This is a genomic window from Aminobacter sp. LjRoot7 (genome assembly GCF_964252895.1).
GTDB classification, from domain to species: domain Bacteria; phylum Pseudomonadota; class Alphaproteobacteria; order Rhizobiales; family Rhizobiaceae; genus Aminobacter; species Aminobacter aminovorans_B.
On sequence record NZ_CAXUPX020000001.1, the window covers coordinates 632,455 to 646,657 of the forward strand.

17 protein-coding genes are annotated in these 14,203 nt (G+C 64.3%); 10 read left to right on the forward strand and 7 right to left on the reverse strand.

The window, feature by feature from the left end:
- The first annotated feature begins 42 nt into the window (after positions 1 to 42).
- Positions 43 to 438, forward strand: coding sequence for a winged helix-turn-helix transcriptional regulator (locus tag ACSQ3E_RS03020; protein ID WP_436121964.1), 396 nt, complete (start codon positions 43 to 45; stop codon positions 436 to 438).
- Between the two features lie 57 nt (positions 439 to 495).
- Here ACSQ3E_RS03020 and ACSQ3E_RS03025 read toward each other — a convergent pair whose 3' ends face one another.
- Complete coding sequence (locus ACSQ3E_RS03025; RefSeq protein ID WP_310316381.1) at positions 496 to 1,101, reverse strand: NADPH-dependent FMN reductase; 606 nt, start codon at positions 1,099 to 1,101, stop codon at positions 496 to 498.
- Positions 1,102 to 1,203: 102 nt separating this feature from the next.
- On the opposite strand from ACSQ3E_RS03025, the gene ACSQ3E_RS03030 reads away from it, so the two are divergent.
- Positions 1,204 to 1,572, forward strand: a complete 369-nt coding sequence (locus tag ACSQ3E_RS03030) for a winged helix-turn-helix transcriptional regulator (RefSeq protein WP_310316378.1) — start codon at positions 1,204 to 1,206, stop codon at positions 1,570 to 1,572.
- A 140-nt stretch (positions 1,573 to 1,712) separates the two neighbouring features.
- Here the strand turns inward: ACSQ3E_RS03030 and ACSQ3E_RS03035 are convergent, their stop codons facing one another.
- On the reverse strand, positions 1,713 to 2,108 hold the full coding sequence (locus ACSQ3E_RS03035) for an acyl-CoA thioesterase (RefSeq protein ID WP_310316375.1): 396 nt from the start codon (positions 2,106 to 2,108) through the stop codon (positions 1,713 to 1,715).
- A 180-nt stretch (positions 2,109 to 2,288) separates the two neighbouring features.
- On the opposite strand from ACSQ3E_RS03035, the gene ACSQ3E_RS03040 reads away from it, so the two are divergent.
- The 5 genes from ACSQ3E_RS03040 to ACSQ3E_RS03060 all read left to right on the forward strand — a co-directional run bounded on the left by ACSQ3E_RS03040 (position 2,289) and on the right by ACSQ3E_RS03060 (position 7,159).
- Positions 2,289 to 3,905, forward strand: a complete 1,617-nt coding sequence (locus ACSQ3E_RS03040) for a GMC family oxidoreductase (RefSeq protein WP_436121565.1) — start codon at positions 2,289 to 2,291, stop codon at positions 3,903 to 3,905.
- A 122-nt stretch (positions 3,906 to 4,027) separates the two neighbouring features.
- Positions 4,028 to 4,438 (forward strand): endonuclease domain-containing protein, encoded by a 411-nt coding sequence (locus ACSQ3E_RS03045; RefSeq protein WP_436121566.1) that lies wholly within the window; start codon positions 4,028 to 4,030, stop codon positions 4,436 to 4,438.
- Positions 4,439 to 4,646: 208 nt separating this feature from the next.
- Positions 4,647 to 5,858, forward strand: a complete 1,212-nt coding sequence (locus ACSQ3E_RS03050) for a mandelate racemase/muconate lactonizing enzyme family protein (protein WP_436121567.1) — start codon at positions 4,647 to 4,649, stop codon at positions 5,856 to 5,858.
- A 7-nt stretch (positions 5,859 to 5,865) separates the two neighbouring features.
- Positions 5,866 to 6,783 carry an NAD(P)-dependent oxidoreductase gene (locus ACSQ3E_RS03055; RefSeq protein ID WP_436121568.1) on the forward strand — a complete coding sequence of 306 codons (918 nt, stop codon included), beginning with the start codon at positions 5,866 to 5,868 and terminating at the stop codon, positions 6,781 to 6,783.
- Positions 6,784 to 6,937: 154 nt separating this feature from the next.
- Positions 6,938 to 7,159: a DUF6500 family protein gene (locus ACSQ3E_RS03060; protein WP_310316361.1), complete on the forward strand. Its 222-nt coding sequence runs from the start codon at positions 6,938 to 6,940 to the stop codon at positions 7,157 to 7,159.
- 208 nt (positions 7,160 to 7,367) lie between these two features.
- Here the strand turns inward: ACSQ3E_RS03060 and ACSQ3E_RS03065 are convergent, their stop codons facing one another.
- Positions 7,368 to 8,306 (reverse strand): diacylglycerol/lipid kinase family protein, encoded by a 939-nt coding sequence (locus tag ACSQ3E_RS03065; RefSeq protein WP_436121569.1) that lies wholly within the window; start codon positions 8,304 to 8,306, stop codon positions 7,368 to 7,370.
- 249 nt (positions 8,307 to 8,555) lie between these two features.
- Here ACSQ3E_RS03065 and ACSQ3E_RS03070 point away from each other — a divergent pair, with 249 nt between their 5' ends.
- Positions 8,556 to 8,969 carry a hypothetical protein gene (locus ACSQ3E_RS03070; protein WP_310316354.1) on the forward strand — a complete coding sequence of 138 codons (414 nt, stop codon included), beginning with the start codon at positions 8,556 to 8,558 and terminating at the stop codon, positions 8,967 to 8,969.
- Between the two features lie 143 nt (positions 8,970 to 9,112).
- On the opposite strand, the gene ACSQ3E_RS03075 is transcribed toward ACSQ3E_RS03070, so the two are convergent.
- Entirely contained in the window at positions 9,113 to 9,355 is a 243-nt protein-coding gene (locus ACSQ3E_RS03075; RefSeq protein WP_436121570.1) for a DUF1344 domain-containing protein, read from the reverse strand.
- A 463-nt stretch (positions 9,356 to 9,818) separates the two neighbouring features.
- On the opposite strand from ACSQ3E_RS03075, the gene ACSQ3E_RS03080 reads away from it, so the two are divergent.
- On the forward strand, positions 9,819 to 10,076 hold the full coding sequence (locus tag ACSQ3E_RS03080; RefSeq protein ID WP_436121571.1) for a SemiSWEET family sugar transporter: 258 nt from the start codon (positions 9,819 to 9,821) through the stop codon (positions 10,074 to 10,076).
- 111 nt (positions 10,077 to 10,187) lie between these two features.
- Here ACSQ3E_RS03080 and ACSQ3E_RS03085 read toward each other — a convergent pair whose 3' ends face one another.
- From ACSQ3E_RS03085 to ACSQ3E_RS03095, 3 genes are all read right to left on the reverse strand, one after another.
- Positions 10,188 to 11,141, reverse strand: coding sequence for a hypothetical protein (locus ACSQ3E_RS03085; protein WP_436121572.1), 954 nt, complete (start codon positions 11,139 to 11,141; stop codon positions 10,188 to 10,190).
- Between the two features lie 105 nt (positions 11,142 to 11,246).
- Positions 11,247 to 12,335, reverse strand: coding sequence for a CapA family protein (locus tag ACSQ3E_RS03090; protein WP_436121573.1), 1,089 nt, complete (start codon positions 12,333 to 12,335; stop codon positions 11,247 to 11,249).
- 45 nt (positions 12,336 to 12,380) lie between these two features.
- Entirely contained in the window at positions 12,381 to 13,472 is a 1,092-nt protein-coding gene (locus ACSQ3E_RS03095; protein WP_436121574.1) for a glycosyltransferase family 4 protein, read from the reverse strand.
- A 252-nt stretch (positions 13,473 to 13,724) separates the two neighbouring features.
- Here ACSQ3E_RS03095 and ACSQ3E_RS03100 point away from each other — a divergent pair, with 252 nt between their 5' ends.
- Positions 13,725 to 14,141, forward strand: coding sequence for an SH3 domain-containing protein (locus tag ACSQ3E_RS03100; RefSeq protein ID WP_436121575.1), 417 nt, complete (start codon positions 13,725 to 13,727; stop codon positions 14,139 to 14,141).
- The last annotated feature ends 62 nt before the right edge of the window (positions 14,142 to 14,203 follow it).

Genomic DNA, 14,203 nt, shown 5'->3' on the forward strand with positions numbered 1-14,203 from the left:
GAACTACAAACTCTTTCGTTCCATACCCACCAGGAGGTGACCATGGCCGGGTCGACCAAGCGACTGCCCGCACTGCCTGCGGAACGTGCCCTGAAAGTGATTTCAGGCCGCTGGAAGGCGGTAATCCTGTATCATCTGTTCGACCGGCCGCGGCGGCTGTCCGAACTGAAGCGGCTCGTCCCCGGCATCACCCAGAAGGTCCTGATCCAGCAACTGCGCGAGATGGAGGAGCATGGTCTCGTCGATCGCGAAATCTTCCGCGAGATCCCGCCGCGCGTCGAATACGCCGCGACCCCGCTCGGGCTCAGCCTCGAGCCGGTGTTGCTTGCACTTTGCCAATGGGGGCAGCGCCACGCCGACGAGCAGAACGAACTCGACCACGTCGCCGATTGCGTGATCCGGCCGCGCCTGGCGCGCTCTGGCGCCCAGGCGGCATGAAAAAGGGCGGCTCGAGGCCGCCCTGAAAGTTCCTTGGGAGGAAACTGAGATTGCTGCTCAGGCAGCCTTGGCTTCTTCGGCAAGAACGTCGGCCTCGCGCGCGATCTTCAGCGCCTTGGCCCACCAGGCGATCTCGGCGACCAGCCCGTTCGCCGATTGGTTGAGGTGTTCGAAGTCGGAGAGCTGCTTCTCGCCCTGGCGCACGGCCAGGAAATCGGCCCAGACGATGTGCACGGCAGCCTTTGTCGGTGCCATCTGCAGTTCCACCGCATGCATGCGCAGCTGCTCGACGGCACGCGCGCCGCCGACACCGCCATAACCGACGAAACCGGCCGGCTTCTTGTTCCATTCGGTGGCGGCGTAGTCGAGCGCGTTCTTCAGCACTGCGGTCGGGCCGTGATTGTATTCGGCGGCGGTGAAGATGTAGCCGTCGAACTCGGCGACCTTCTTCTGCCAGCGCTGGGCAACCTCGTTTTGCGACGGCACCCAGGCGGACGAGGCGACCTCATCGAAGAAGGGCAGCGGGAAATCCCTCAGGTCGACGATTTCGACCTCGATGTCGGCGTGGGATTTTGCGATCTTGGCAATCCACTCCACCGGCGTGTCGGCGAAGCGTGCGGCGCGCGTCGAGCCGACGACGATGGCGATCTTGGGTTTGGACATGACAGGAACCTTTCGAGCGTGAGTATCTGGGCGACACTGGTAACAAATGGATACCGACGCTATATAGGTGACTGAAAAACAGCCGCACAAGGAGGCACCTTTTTGATACCGAGGCACCCGCACCGCACCGAGGATTGCCGCGCCGTCAGCGATATCCTGCAGCGCGTCGGCGACAAATGGACGGTGCTCGTGGTCGGCAAGCTCGGCGACGGCGCCATGCGATTCAACGAGTTGCGCCACGCTGTCGGCGGCATTTCGCAAAAGATGCTGACCACCACCCTGCGCGGCCTGGAGCGCGACGGCTTCGTCACCCGCACCGTCTTCCCGACAATCCCGCCACGCGTCGACTACGAACTCACCGATCTCGGTCGCGAGCTGCTGGTTCCGGTTTTCGCGCTCGGCGAATGGGCGAGGCTCAACCAGGGCCGTGTCGCCGAAGCTAGGATGAAGTTCGACGCGACGGTGGAATAACGCCAACTGAAGTTGGCGCCACGAAAACTCGCTCCGCCGTGGCGAATGGTGCGGTTTTCGAGAACCGGAGCGGAGCGGACATTCAGTCCGTGAGCACCGGAAGCGCAGAAAATCGCGGCAGGCGCCCGGCGGAGTAGAGTTTACGCCTCCGCCGGCACAGGCTTCGGCTTGCCCTGCCCATCCAGCGCCACCATGACGAAATCGGCGTCGGTCACCTTTTCCATCATGTCGGAGAGATAGCGCTGCGCCCAGGCTTCGACCTTGAGCGTCATCGAGGTGCGGCCGACGCGGTCGACATGGGTGTAGATGCAGAGCGTGTCGCCGATCTTCATCGGCTTCGCAAAAGCCATTTCCTTGACCGCCGCCGTCACCACGCGGCCCCGCGCGCGCTCGGCGGCGCGGATGCCGCAGGCAAGGTCCATCTGCGCCATGACCCAGCCGCCGAAGATGTCGCCGGCGGCATTCGCGTCGGCGGGCATCGCCAGCGTCCTCAGCGTGAGCTCGCCCGTCGGCTGGCCATCGGCATACTGAACCATCGTCATTCTCCTCAGGATTCCTCCATTCACCCGTATCGTCGCAGCATTCGCCGCGTCAACGGCGTATCTCTTGCATCGCCCGGTCGTATTTTTCACAGGCCATGCCGTAACCGACGCCGAAGCCTGTCGCCGAGGCGATAGTCTGGCCGCATCGTGGAATTCCGACAGGCCGCCATCCGCATGCAGACGTTCGATTTCATTATTGTCGGCTCAGGCTCCGCCGGTTCGGTGGTCGCCGAACGGCTGTCTGCAAGTGGGCGCTTCTCCGTGCTGGTGCTCGAGGCCGGCGGCACCGACCGCCGCTTCTTCGTCCAGATGCCGCTCGGCTACGGCAAGACCTTCTTCGACCCCGCCGTGAACTGGAACTATGCCGCCGAGGCCGACCCCGGCCTTGCCGGCAACAAGGATCACTGGCCGCGCGGGAAAATCCTCGGCGGGTCGAGCTCGATCAACGCCATGGTCTGGATCCGCGGTGCCGCCGAAGACTTCGACGCCTGGCGTGACGCCGGCAATCCCGGCTGGGGTTTTGACGACCTGTTGCCGGCCTTCAAGGCGATCGAGGACAACCAGGCAGGCGCGACGGACCTGCGCGGCACCGGCGGCCCGATCCACGTCACCGACAACCGGAAGAACGTCCATCCGCTGACCCATCGCTTCCTGGCTGCCGCGCAAGCGGCCGGCCTGCCATTGAATCAGGACTTCAACGGCGCGGCCCAAGAGGGCGTCGGCATTTATCAAATCACCACCAAAGGTGGCCGCCGCATGTCGGCGGCGCGCGGCTTCCTGCGCCCGGCGATGAAACGTCCCAACGTCCGCGTCGAGACAAACGCCCTGGTCACCAAAGTCCTGTTCGAGGGCAAGCGCGCCGTCGGCGTCGAGTACCTGCAGAACGGCGCCAAGATGACCGCACGCGCCGGCCGCGAGGTGATCCTGTCGGGTGGTTCGGTCAACACACCGCAGCTGCTGCAGCTCTCTGGCATCGGCCCGGCGGCATTGCTCGGCGAATTCAGCATCCCGGTCGTGCACGGCAGCGAGCATGTCGGCCGCAACCTGCAGGACCACCAGGGCATCAACTACACCTGGAAGGCCAAGGTGCCGACGCTCAACCAGCTTTTGCGCCCGTGGTGGGGCAAGGCGCTGGCCGGCATGCAGTATCTTTTGCTGCGCTCGGGCCCGCTGTCGATGAGCATGAACCAGGGCGGTGGCTTTCTCCGCACCGACATGAGCCGCGCCCGCCCCAATATGCAGCTCTATTTCCAGGTCTTTTCCACCGTCCTGCCCAAGGCCGGCGAGCGCCCGATCCTGACGCCCGATCCCTTCCCCGGCTTCTCCATCGGCCTGTCCAACTGCCGCCCGTCGAGCCGCGGCGAGATCATGATCCGCTCCACCGAGCCGACGGTACAGCCGCGCATCACGGTCAACGCCTATTCGACCAACAGCGACGTCGCCGAGATGCTCGACGCGGTCAAATTCCTGCGCCGGATCGCCGCGCAGTCGCCCATGTCGGACATCATCGCCGAAGAGGTTTTGCCAGGCCCGTCAATCACTTCCGACGCCGACTTGATTCAGGATTTCCGCAAGCGCTCGGGCACCGTCTATCATCCCGTTTCGACCTGCCGCATGGGGCCGGACCCTTTGACCTCAGTGGTCGACCCCCGCCTGCGCGTCCACGGCATCTCCGGCCTTCGCATCATCGACGCCTCGATCTTCCCCGACAACATCACCGGCAACACCAACGCGGCGTCGATCATGACCGGCTGGAAGGGTGCCGAACTGGTGCTGGAGGATGCGGGGTGAGTATGCTCTGCTCCGCACGCGCCACAGCAGCATACTTGGTGCGACCAAAGTGGTTGGCGATTCCTCTACCCCGCGAAGTGGGGGAGAGGTGGTTTGCGCAGCAAACCGGTGAGGGGGAAACGATGACGGACGGAAGCCGTCGCAAGCCCGGCACGACTGACCGTGCCCGCGCCCTTCGCGTCGGCGGCAACATCGCCGAGGCATGCCTTTGGGATGAGCTGAAAGACCGAAAGCTCGGTGGCCACAAATTCGTCCGACAGCATCCGATTGGCCCCTATTTTGCAGACTTTGCGTGCCGGCAGGCTCGGCTGGTTGTTGAAGTGGACGGCAGCCAGCACGCAGACGCTTCACGAGACCGAGCGCGCGATGAGTTCATGCGCTCGCGCGGATATTCGGTCCTGCGCTTCTGGAATATTGATATCCTCAAGCGGACGGAAAGTGTGTGCGACACCATCCTCGCCGCACTTGACGGGCGGCTGGCAGAGAACGTTACGGCCACGGACCTGCGTTTCGTGATCGGCGACAAGGAATGAAGGCCCCCCTCACCGCCTCGCTGCGCTCGGCACCTCTCCCCCACTTCGTGAGGGAGAGGAATCGCCAACCTTCCACGCCGAAGCCTCATCCAGAAGCGCGGGCCATCAGCGCTTGGCGATTCCTCTCCCCCAGTCAGGGGGAGAGGTGGTTTGCGCAGCAAACCGGTGAGGGGGTAACCGACACGCAGCCGCCAGGGAGTTCGCCCGCATGAAGATCACCGACGTCAAGACCTTCGTGGTCAACAACCCGCCGCCCGGCATCGGCGGCAAGTATTTCATCTTCGTCAAGCTCACCACGGACGGCGGAGTCGTCGGCTATGGCGAGGCCTACAACGCCACCTTCTCGGCCCATGTCACGGCCAAGATGATCGAGGACATGGCCGAGCGCTATCTCGTGGGACAGGACCCGCACGACATCGAAAACCTGTTCCGCCGCTGCTATTCCTCCGGCTTCACCCAGCGCCCCGACGTCTCGGCCATGGGCTGCTTTTCGGCGCTGGAGATGGCGTGCTGGGACATCATCGGCAAGGAGGCCGGCAAGCCCGTCTACAAGCTGCTCGGCGGCCAGGTGCACGAGACGCTGCGCTCCTACACCTATCTCTACCCGCACACCGGCAGCGTCCACACCGAGGACGTGGCACCCAGGAACGTCTACAACGACCCCGACATGGCGGCCGAGTGTGCCTCCCTCTATGTCGACCAGGGCTTCAACGCGGTGAAGCTCGACCCGGCCGGGCCATGGACCGCCTATGACGGCCACCAGCCGCGCCTCGTCGACATCGACCTTTCGGTGCGCATGCTAAAGGCGATCCGCGAGGCCGTCGGCACCCGCGCCGACATTTTGTTCGGCACCCACGGCCAGTTCACCGCCTCCGGTGCGCTCCGCATGGCGCGTGCCATCGAGCCCTACGATCCCTTGTGGTTCGAGGAGCCGGTGCCGCCTGACATGCCCGAAGTCATGGCCCAGGTGGCGCGCGGCACATCGATCCCAATTGCGACAGGCGAGCGGCTGACCACCAAATTCGAGTTTGCGCGGGTCATCGAAAACCGCGCCGCCACCATCCTGCAGCCCGACCTCGGCCGCTCCGGCGGCATCCTCGAGACCAAGAAGATCGCCGCCATGGCCGAGGCCTACCACATCCAGGTGGCGCCCCACTGCTATTGCGGCCCGATCGTCGGCGCGGCCAACATCCAACTCGCCGTCACCTTGCCCAACTTCCTCATCCTCGAATCGCTCAAGCAGTGGGACGGCTTCCACGCCAGGCTGTTGAAGAAGAAGATCGAATGGCAGGACGGCCACGTCATCCCCTCGAAAGAACCGGGTCTCGGCGTCGAGCTCGACGAGGCGGTGTGCGAGGCCAATCCTTATGACGGTCCTCATCTGCACCTGCAGATGGTGCAAACCCCGCTGATGCCGTGAGGCGCGTGTGACCCAAGCCCTCGCCTACGCCTTCGTCGGCCTCGGCCATCTCGGCGCCAACCTCGCGGCATGCCTTGTGCGCGGCGGCTTCGAAGTGATCGTCTATGACCGCAATGCCGAGGCCGTCGAGCGCCTCGTGGCCGTAGGCGCGATCGCCGCACAAAACCCGGCCGAGGCTGCCGCCCGCGCTGGCAACGCCATCACCTGCCTGCCCTCGCCCAAGATCAGCGAGGCGGTGCTGGCAGGGCCGGACGGATTGCTCGCCGGCCTGCCCAAGGGCGGCACCTGGATCGAGATGTCGACAAACGGCCGCGACGAGATCTTGTACCTTGCCGACATTGCTGCCGACGCCGGCGTCTACACGCTGGAATGCCCTGTGACCGGCGGCGTGCACCTGGCAGCGGAAGGCAAGATCACCGCGCTTGTCGGCGGCGACGCCGCACTCTACGAGCGCCACCGCCCGGCGATCGAAGCAATGTGTGCCCGCGCCTTCCTGATGGGACCGATTGGCTCGGCGGCCGTCATCAAGGTCATCACCAACATGCTGGCCTTCATTCACCTCGTTGCCGCCGGCGAAGCGCTGATGCTGGCGAAGAAGGGCGGCCTCAACCTCGCCCAGGCCTACCACGCCATAACAGCCTCCTCGGGCAACAGCTTCGTCCACGAGACCGAGAGCCAGCTTGTGCTCAACGGCTCCTACGACATCGGCTTCACCATGGACCTGGCGCTGAAAGACCTCGGTTTCGCCCTCGCCATGGCGCGTGAAGGCAACATCCCGCTCGACCTCGCCAACCGCGTCAACACCATCTTCCAGCAGGGCAAGGCAACCTATGGCGGCGATGCCTGGTCGACAATGATCGTCAAGCTCCTGGAAGATGCGGCCGGCACCGACCTGCGCGCGCCGGGCTTTCCGGCAAAGCTGTGAGGCCGACGCCCTTACCCTCCCCCTTGTGGGGAGGGTCGGCGCGAAGCGCCGGGGTGGGGGTCGGCGGGCGCAGAGTTTGACGAGTACCCCCTCAGCCTTTGACACCCGGCTTCAGCCTGCGATAGCCCTGATCATCCATCTGAAGGATTCTCCCATGCGGCCCAGCCTGCGTGCCAAGATACTCGACGTCTGCGCGCGCAAGATCGCCGCCAAGGGCCCCGATGTGGGGCTGTCCTTCTACGCGTTCTTCGCCAACAGGAACGACGACCCGGAGCTTCTGATGGAAGCCGCCGAATGGTGGATCCGCACTCACAAGCTCGACCATTTCGAAAAGGCCGCCAAGATCGAGGCGATGGTCAGGGCGATGGACGCCTAGCGCTTTACGAATTGCCCCTCACCCTTACCCTCTCCCCGTGAAGGACGGGGAGAGGGAGGCGCCAGCGTCGCCGCACTGTCCCTTCTCCCCGTCCTTACGGGGAGAAGGTGCTGGCAGGCGGATGAGGGGCAGCGCCGGCATAAGCAAAAGCGTCAAGAAATTCAGGCACATAACCCAACTTTCCGACTCTCTTCCCAAACCCATTGAATCAGCATCTCACCTTCAGCGCCTTTGCCACCATCTCGTAGGTCGCTGGAATATGCCCCGGCGACTCGCCGTCAATGTCGACGAGCGCGGCATTGGCGAGGGGATCGCCCAGTGGTTCGACCGCCACCTTGCGCCCGCGCAGAATGGTGATGGCGGGGTGGTTACGGTGGCGGCCGCCATAGAGCAGGCGCAGGTCGAGGATCAGCTTGAGTTTGCTCGCCGCGCGCAGGATGACGATGTCGAACTGCCCGTCGTCGGGCACGGCATCAGGCGCGATCATCATGCCGCCGCCGAAGAAGCGTTCATTGGCCACCGCCACCAGCGCCACCCTGGCCTCGACTGGCTCGCCATCGTCGACAGTGATGCGCACGTCCTGGAAGCGGTAGCGCACGAACTCGATCACCGTGCGCCAGAAGAACAGCGCCTTGGCCGGCACCCAGCGTTTGCGCCGGTCGTTGTTGACCGCCCGCACCGTCGCCCCCGACATGCCGAGGCTGGCGATGTTGACGAAATGCCGGCTCGCCAGCCGGCCATGATCCTCGACGAAGGAGATGCGCCCGGCATCGATCAACCGGTCGTTGCCCTCGGCAATGCGCGTGATCGCCGCCTTGATATCGATGGGAATGCCCATGCCGCGGGCGAAGTCGGAGCCGGTGCCACAGGGCAGAACGCCCAGTATGGCCGCCTCGCCCGTTTCGGCCAGCATCTGCAGAAGCCCGTCGGCGACCTCGCTGATCGTGCCGTCGCCTCCGGCGGCGACCACCAGCCCACAGCCAAGCGCCATCAGGTCGCGGGCAAGCACCGCGCCGTCGCCCGGCTCGGTCGTCTCGCGAAACTCGACCTCGCCGAAGTGCCGCGTCAGCGCCGCCGCAACCTCGGTCCAGTGCGTGTCCAGCCTGCCGCCGCCGGCCACCGGATTCCTGACGACGCCGACTTTCACGAACGCACCCTCCCCGGCAGCCTGTATGCCGCCCCCTCCGTCCTTATTGTTAGCCGCACAGGCAAATGCGCAAGGGAAAGGTTGCGAAGTTCACATCCTGTCGACGGCTTTGCCGGGAGAAGATGCCACCGGACGGCTACAACGCTGCCGCGAATGCACAACGCCACCGTCATGCCATGATTGCGGCCAACTGGCGCCGCGATCGGGGCGGAGAAATCGCAGCGTCAACTATCCCTGAGGATTCGGACCGTGATCAAGTCTGCCCTTGTCGCCATGACCATCGTCGGCTGCGACTGCGACGCCAAGCTTTGCGAATATATCGGCGAGACGCCGGCGCAGTGGACCTCCGTCGCCGACTGCGAGGCGGCGATGAAGAGCCGCATCCTGCGCGAGGGCAACCATGCCTATCCGCTGGTGACGGGCATCTGCCGCACCACGGTGTTTGCCGAGCCGCAGCTGGCCTCGGCCCCGACCGAAATCATCGCAGCCGAGCCAGCCGAGCGGACAACAGTCGCCGGCATCGTCGAAGGCGGACGCTCGGTGCTCTATCGCACCGCCAATGGCTATGCGCTGGCGCGCAACGGCCTCAGCGATGCCGCCGCCGGCACGGTTGCCGCAGCAAAACGCTCGTCGAGCTGGCTGGCGGCCAATATCGGCTTTTGAGCCGACCGTCCGGCGGCATGAAAAATAGCCGACCTCGAGAAGAGGCCGGCCATAGTTTGGTTCTGCGTCTTGGAAGGTCTCAAGAACATCATCCGCCCGCCGGGCGCATGGCAGTGCCGGCAGGGCGGATGCGCAGACGGCCGTTAAGAGGCCGCTTCGATCGCGGTCACAGCACCTGTCGTGTCGTCCACGGTCACCTTGACCTTGGCGCCGGCGGCCAGGCCGTCGACCTTGAGGCTTTCGGGGATGACATAGGTCTTGCCGTCGTCGAGCGTGATCGAGCGCGTCGCCGGGTCGACCGACTGGACCGTGCCCTGGACTTCGGCTGCATAGGCGGCACCGATGAAGGCGAGCGAAGCGACGGTCGTTGCAAGGATCTTGTTCATGTCTGGTACTCCCTTTCAGGTCTGTCCCGGCTGGCCCTGCCCTCGTAGCAAGGCCCGCCGAACGAGATGGAGACTGGCCGCCGAACCGCTGAGGCGCAAATCACGTTGCGTGAAATTATCGAACGTAATCATAGGCTTATTTCCGCCGCATTTGACCGCAACCGGCCCCTCACCGGCTGCTTCGGCATCACCCCGATCTCGCCTCATCCCTTGGCGGCCATACACTGGCAGGCGTCACACCGCTGTCATCGCCTCGCCACCCCATGGTCGGATTTCATATCAGCCGATCACGAAACGCCGTTCAACGTCGGCGCGGAGAGTTTTTTTCCGCTCGGGCCGCCACCCTCCCGCGACGTTTTGCGCCGTCGTTTCGTTGGTCCAGCTTGCTGGGTCCGCTTCACAGTCGCCAGTGATTCTGGCATAGCTCGCGCCGCACGATTTGTGCTTTTGGGAAGCTCCCGCCTTGAACCCCCTGTTTGAACTCGTTGGCGCCGTCGCCGCCATCCTGACCACTTTGTGCTGGCTGCCGCAGATCATGAAGATCCTGCGCGAGCGCAAGACAAGCGACATCTCGCTCGGCACCAATGCGGCACTCGCCACCGGCATCTCGCTGTGGATCGTCTATGGCGTGGCGCTGGGTTCGCTGCCGGTCATCCTGTCGAACTCGGTGACGCTGCTCTTCATCCTCGCCATCGTCGGGCTCAAGCTGCGCTTCGGCTAGCGTATCGGCCCGAAAACTGGAATCGGTTTTCGGAAAGCACGATACGGAGCTTCAAAATATTGGAGCGTCCTTTTGCGCGTCCGCACGGACGCGCGACGCTCCAGCCACCCCTCACGAACCGATCTTGCGCACCAGCGAGGCCGTCGCCAGGATCGTCGCCATGTCGGCAATCATCGGCTCGACATGCGCCTTGTAGTTGAGCGCCACACCGGCCGCCGGCAGCTCGAAAAAATCCTTCTGGTGCGGCAATAGCAGAAACCCGCTCGTACCCGACATCGCAATGCGCGCCGGCTCGCCCGGCCAGGCTTCCTTGAGCCAGGTTAGCGCCTGCGCCATCTGCCCCGACACCAGAGGCTGCGCCGCATCGACATTGTCGCTGCGGAACTCGTAGGCCAGATCAAGTTCCTGTACTCCCGACCGGAGTTCCTTCAAGCCACCACCGAAGAGTTCGCCGAAGAAGCTCAAAACCGCGTTGGACCGGATCGTCGCGATCAGGGTGCCCGCAAACGGCTTCTTCAGCCCAAACGCCACGATCACGCCCTGGAAGGTCGTCGAGTCGTGCTTTTCAGCCTGTTGCGTCAGCAGCGTTTCGTAGAGCTCGAAATCGAAACCATCGTAATTGCCGGAAATGAAATCATCGATTTCGAGCTTGTTGTATTTGCCGACAGTGGATTCCGGCAGGTTCATAAACGAAGGCGGCGTCGCGCCCCGTTCATGGTGCATATTCTTGATGAAGCCGAAGACGATCGGCAGCAGCTTGTTGCGAAACGACGCGTTGGCGGCTTCGAGCGGCCGCACCGCACGGAAATAGGCGAAGAACGCAGCGATGAATCCCACCACATAAAGATAGACATGCGGCGTCGACAGCCACTGCTCGTTGACGTCGGCAATGAAGTTGAAGATCAGCGCCAGCACCAGAACCGCAACGATCACGCCGCCGAGATAGAGTGGCACCCGCCACACCGTCGAAAGCCTGATCGCATTGCGCTCGGCCTGATAGGCTTCGAGATCCTTCTTGATACCCGCGATCGTCGCCTCGTCGGGCATGAAACCAGCTGCGCTCATATGTGCCCCCATGGCGCGCCGATATCGTGCCGCCCACCTACCGGATGATAGCGGCTTTTTGCCAAATGTCGCGGCGTAAACAAGGAGATGCAACGATATCCGGACTCAGCTCGTGAGGCCGGCGGCAGCGGCTCCATAAACCGCCTGCCAGCGCGCCCGTGCCTTCGTTCCCAGCTCGCCATCGACCTTGTCGAACGGCACCATCTTCTCGCGCTCATCGTCGCGCTGGCGCATGAACGGCACCAGCCTGTAGCTCGCGATCTTGCCGCGCGTCGCTGCATCGGCGCTGACGTCGACGGCGAGGATCGCGCTTATCCGCCCCGGCCAGGGTTGCCGCGCCAGTGCCGTGCCGAGGAAATCGCCCAAGCCATAGGCCACCAGCGTGTCGTCGATGCGCGCGATCGGCTGCACGACATGGGCGTGATGGCCGACGACGAGCCCGACGCCCAGACCGGCCAGCCTCTGCGCCCAGCTCCGCGTGCCGGCACGTGGAAAATGGCGAAACTCCCAATCCCAATGCGGCACCGCGCAAACGAGATCGACGCCTTCCGCACCCACCAGCCCGTTGCCGGCCGCGCCGAAGAAATCGTCGACCATGGCAACGCGCCCGGCGAACGCTTCGGCTGGTGCGTTGCGCCATTGGGTGAATGCAGCGAACCCCAGCGTCAGCTGGCCGACCGCCACCTTGCTCACATCGGTTGTCGTTCCGATCGTCGCAATGCCAAGCCTGTCCAGCGCCGCAAGCGTCGCCTCGAACCCCTCCGCCCCCTGGTCGAGTACATGGTTGTTGGCAAGCGACAGTACCAGCCGTTCCGGCGCGATTGCCGCTGCCGTCAGCGCGCCCTGAAGAAACGCCTCGGTCATCGCATGATGCGTTCCAAGCCGCGTTCCCAGACGCGCGCTCACCTTGTCGACGACAGGGCTCTCGCAATTGCCGATTACCAGATCCGCCGAGGCCAGAAGCGCTGAGAGCTCGCGGTCAAAAACCGGCGGGCGCTTGTTGGCTACGGCGGAGATATCGCCGACGAATGCCAGGCGCACGCTCTGGCCTGGCTTGGGCACGAACCGCACCTGGTCGGGCAGATGCCCCGGGGCTTTGCCCCGCAGCGACGGCCTGACGAACCGCACCGGCCAGGAGATCTTGTAGGAGAAAGGATAGTTGGACACGCCACGCCTGAAATTGACTGCGGCCACCCTAGCAGCTTTTCATTGCGTACAGCTGGCGCTTTCGGCCAGCCGCTACTTTTGCCTGCGCTTCTTGCTCGAACGGTCGATGGCCAGCCGGTAGATCTTGTCGATCTCGCCGACGATGCGTTTGGGATCGAGCTGCCGCGCGATCTCCTGCCGCCCCGCCTGCCCCACGACCCGGCGTTGCGCCTCGTCACGCAGGTCGAGCGCCGCCGCCGCCATGCCGTCGACGTCGCCGACGGCAAAGCTCTGCTGCCTGGGCAACAGGTCGACCATGTTGCCGACCCGCGTCGACAGTACGGGAAGCCCGGCCGCCATCGCCTCCAGCGGCGCGATTGGCGCCTGCTCGTCGCGCGAGGTCATCAGGAACAGGTCGAAAGCTGGCAGCAGCTCCAGAGCGTCGTTGCGCAGCCCCGGCAGATGGACCCGGCCCTGCAATTCGGGCGTCGCAATCGCCCCGTCCCACTCGGCCATGATGTCGTTGCCCTGATTGGTCGAACCGATCACCAGCAGCTCGGCATCGACACCCTCGTCCAGCAGCTTGCGCAGCACGCGCACCATGTCGATCTGGTTCTTGCGCCCGCCGAGCTGGCCGACCGAGCCGATCAGGAACGCCTCGTCGCGAATGCCGAGTGCCGCGCGTGCCTTTGCCTGTGAGGCAGCCGACGCCGGCTCGATCCTGCTAACGTCGAACATGTTCGGCAGAAGATGGATGTGCTGGCGCGAAACCAGCCAGTGCTTGACGTAATAGTCCACCGTCCACTGGCTTAGCCCGATCACCTCATGGGCGAACAGCCATGGCAGCTGGTACTGGCGCGCATGCGCCGTCATCACGATCGGCGTCCCGGCGGCGCAGCGGAACACCAGCCCGAACTTGTTGCCGCGACTGCCATGGCAGTGCACCACGTCCTCGCCCCAGTCGCGGATGGCATAGCCGACGCGGCGGATTTCCTTCGGCGTGGTGGCGAAATTCGATCCCATCATCTGGATCGGGCCGTCGAAATGCTGGTGCTCGATCCACGAGCCCAGCGAATGCACCAGCATGACTTCATGCCCGGCGTCGAGCTGGGCCTGGATCAGGATCCTGGAACTGGTGGCGACGCCATTGAGCGCACCATGGCCGACGAGATGCGCGATCTTCATTGCGCTGGTGTCTGCAACAAACAGTTGGTCGGGAAGGTCATCTGGTGTCCGGATCAGGAACTGAATGGTCGCTCTCTAACATCCCCCGACGATCAGGCATACACGGCTTGTGCACGCCACATCGCCGCGCCCGTGGCGCTTGCCACCCTGTTACCCAGGCATAAAGGATAATCCCGGCAGCACACTGGCGCGCGCAACAATAGCCAGTAATCTCAAGCAGTTCGGAATGATTCAGGTCTGGAGGGACTGCCCATGATATTTCGAAGACTTGCCACCACTGCGGCCATGCTGGCCGGGTTGATGGCGTTGCCTGCCGGCGCAGTCGCCGCCGAAGCCTACACCACCGGCAACGTCAATGTCCGCAGCGGTCCGGGCACCGACTATGCCAAGCTCGGCATGCTCTACGAGGGCACGCGCGTAGACCTGCGCGGCTGCGAAGGCAACTGGTGCAACGTCTATGGTCCGCGCCTGCGCGGCTGGGTTTCGGCCAATTATCTCGACGACTATGTCGGCCGTCCGCCGGCCGTGGTCGTGGCGCCGACGATCATCGTGCGCCCACCGCACTACCGCCCTCCACACTGGAATCGCCCGCCCAAGCCACGGCCGCCGAGGCCGCGTCCGCCCGGTGCCAACTGCAAGATCGCGCCCGGCTTCCCCTGCCCAAGGTGACATCCTCCTGACAGCCTGATGTCAGGAGCCGAATTGCCCCTCCATGCGGGTGCCGGCTTTCC

Coding starts and splice junctions, on each gene's coding strand:
- ACSQ3E_RS03085 (WP_436121572.1), bottom strand. CDS start 11,141: ATGAGCGCAGCTGGTTTCATGCCCGACGAGGCGACGATCGCGGGTATC.
- ACSQ3E_RS03035 (WP_310316375.1), bottom strand. CDS start 2,108: ATGGTTCAGTATGCCGATGGCCAGCCGACGGGCGAGCTCACGCTGAGG.
- ACSQ3E_RS03020 (WP_436121964.1), top strand. CDS start 43: ATGGCCGGGTCGACCAAGCGACTGCCCGCACTGCCTGCGGAACGTGCC.
- ACSQ3E_RS03095 (WP_436121574.1), bottom strand. CDS start 13,472: ATGAAGATCGCGCATCTCGTCGGCCATGGTGCGCTCAATGGCGTCGCC.
- ACSQ3E_RS03045 (WP_436121566.1), top strand. CDS start 4,028: ATGACGGACGGAAGCCGTCGCAAGCCCGGCACGACTGACCGTGCCCGC.
- ACSQ3E_RS03060 (WP_310316361.1), top strand. CDS start 6,938: ATGCGGCCCAGCCTGCGTGCCAAGATACTCGACGTCTGCGCGCGCAAG.
- ACSQ3E_RS03025 (WP_310316381.1), bottom strand. CDS start 1,101: ATGTCCAAACCCAAGATCGCCATCGTCGTCGGCTCGACGCGCGCCGCA.
- ACSQ3E_RS03075 (WP_436121570.1), bottom strand. CDS start 9,355: ATGAACAAGATCCTTGCAACGACCGTCGCTTCGCTCGCCTTCATCGGT.
- ACSQ3E_RS03050 (WP_436121567.1), top strand. CDS start 4,647: ATGAAGATCACCGACGTCAAGACCTTCGTGGTCAACAACCCGCCGCCC.
- ACSQ3E_RS03040 (WP_436121565.1), top strand. CDS start 2,289: ATGCAGACGTTCGATTTCATTATTGTCGGCTCAGGCTCCGCCGGTTCG.
- ACSQ3E_RS03100 (WP_436121575.1), top strand. CDS start 13,725: ATGATATTTCGAAGACTTGCCACCACTGCGGCCATGCTGGCCGGGTTG.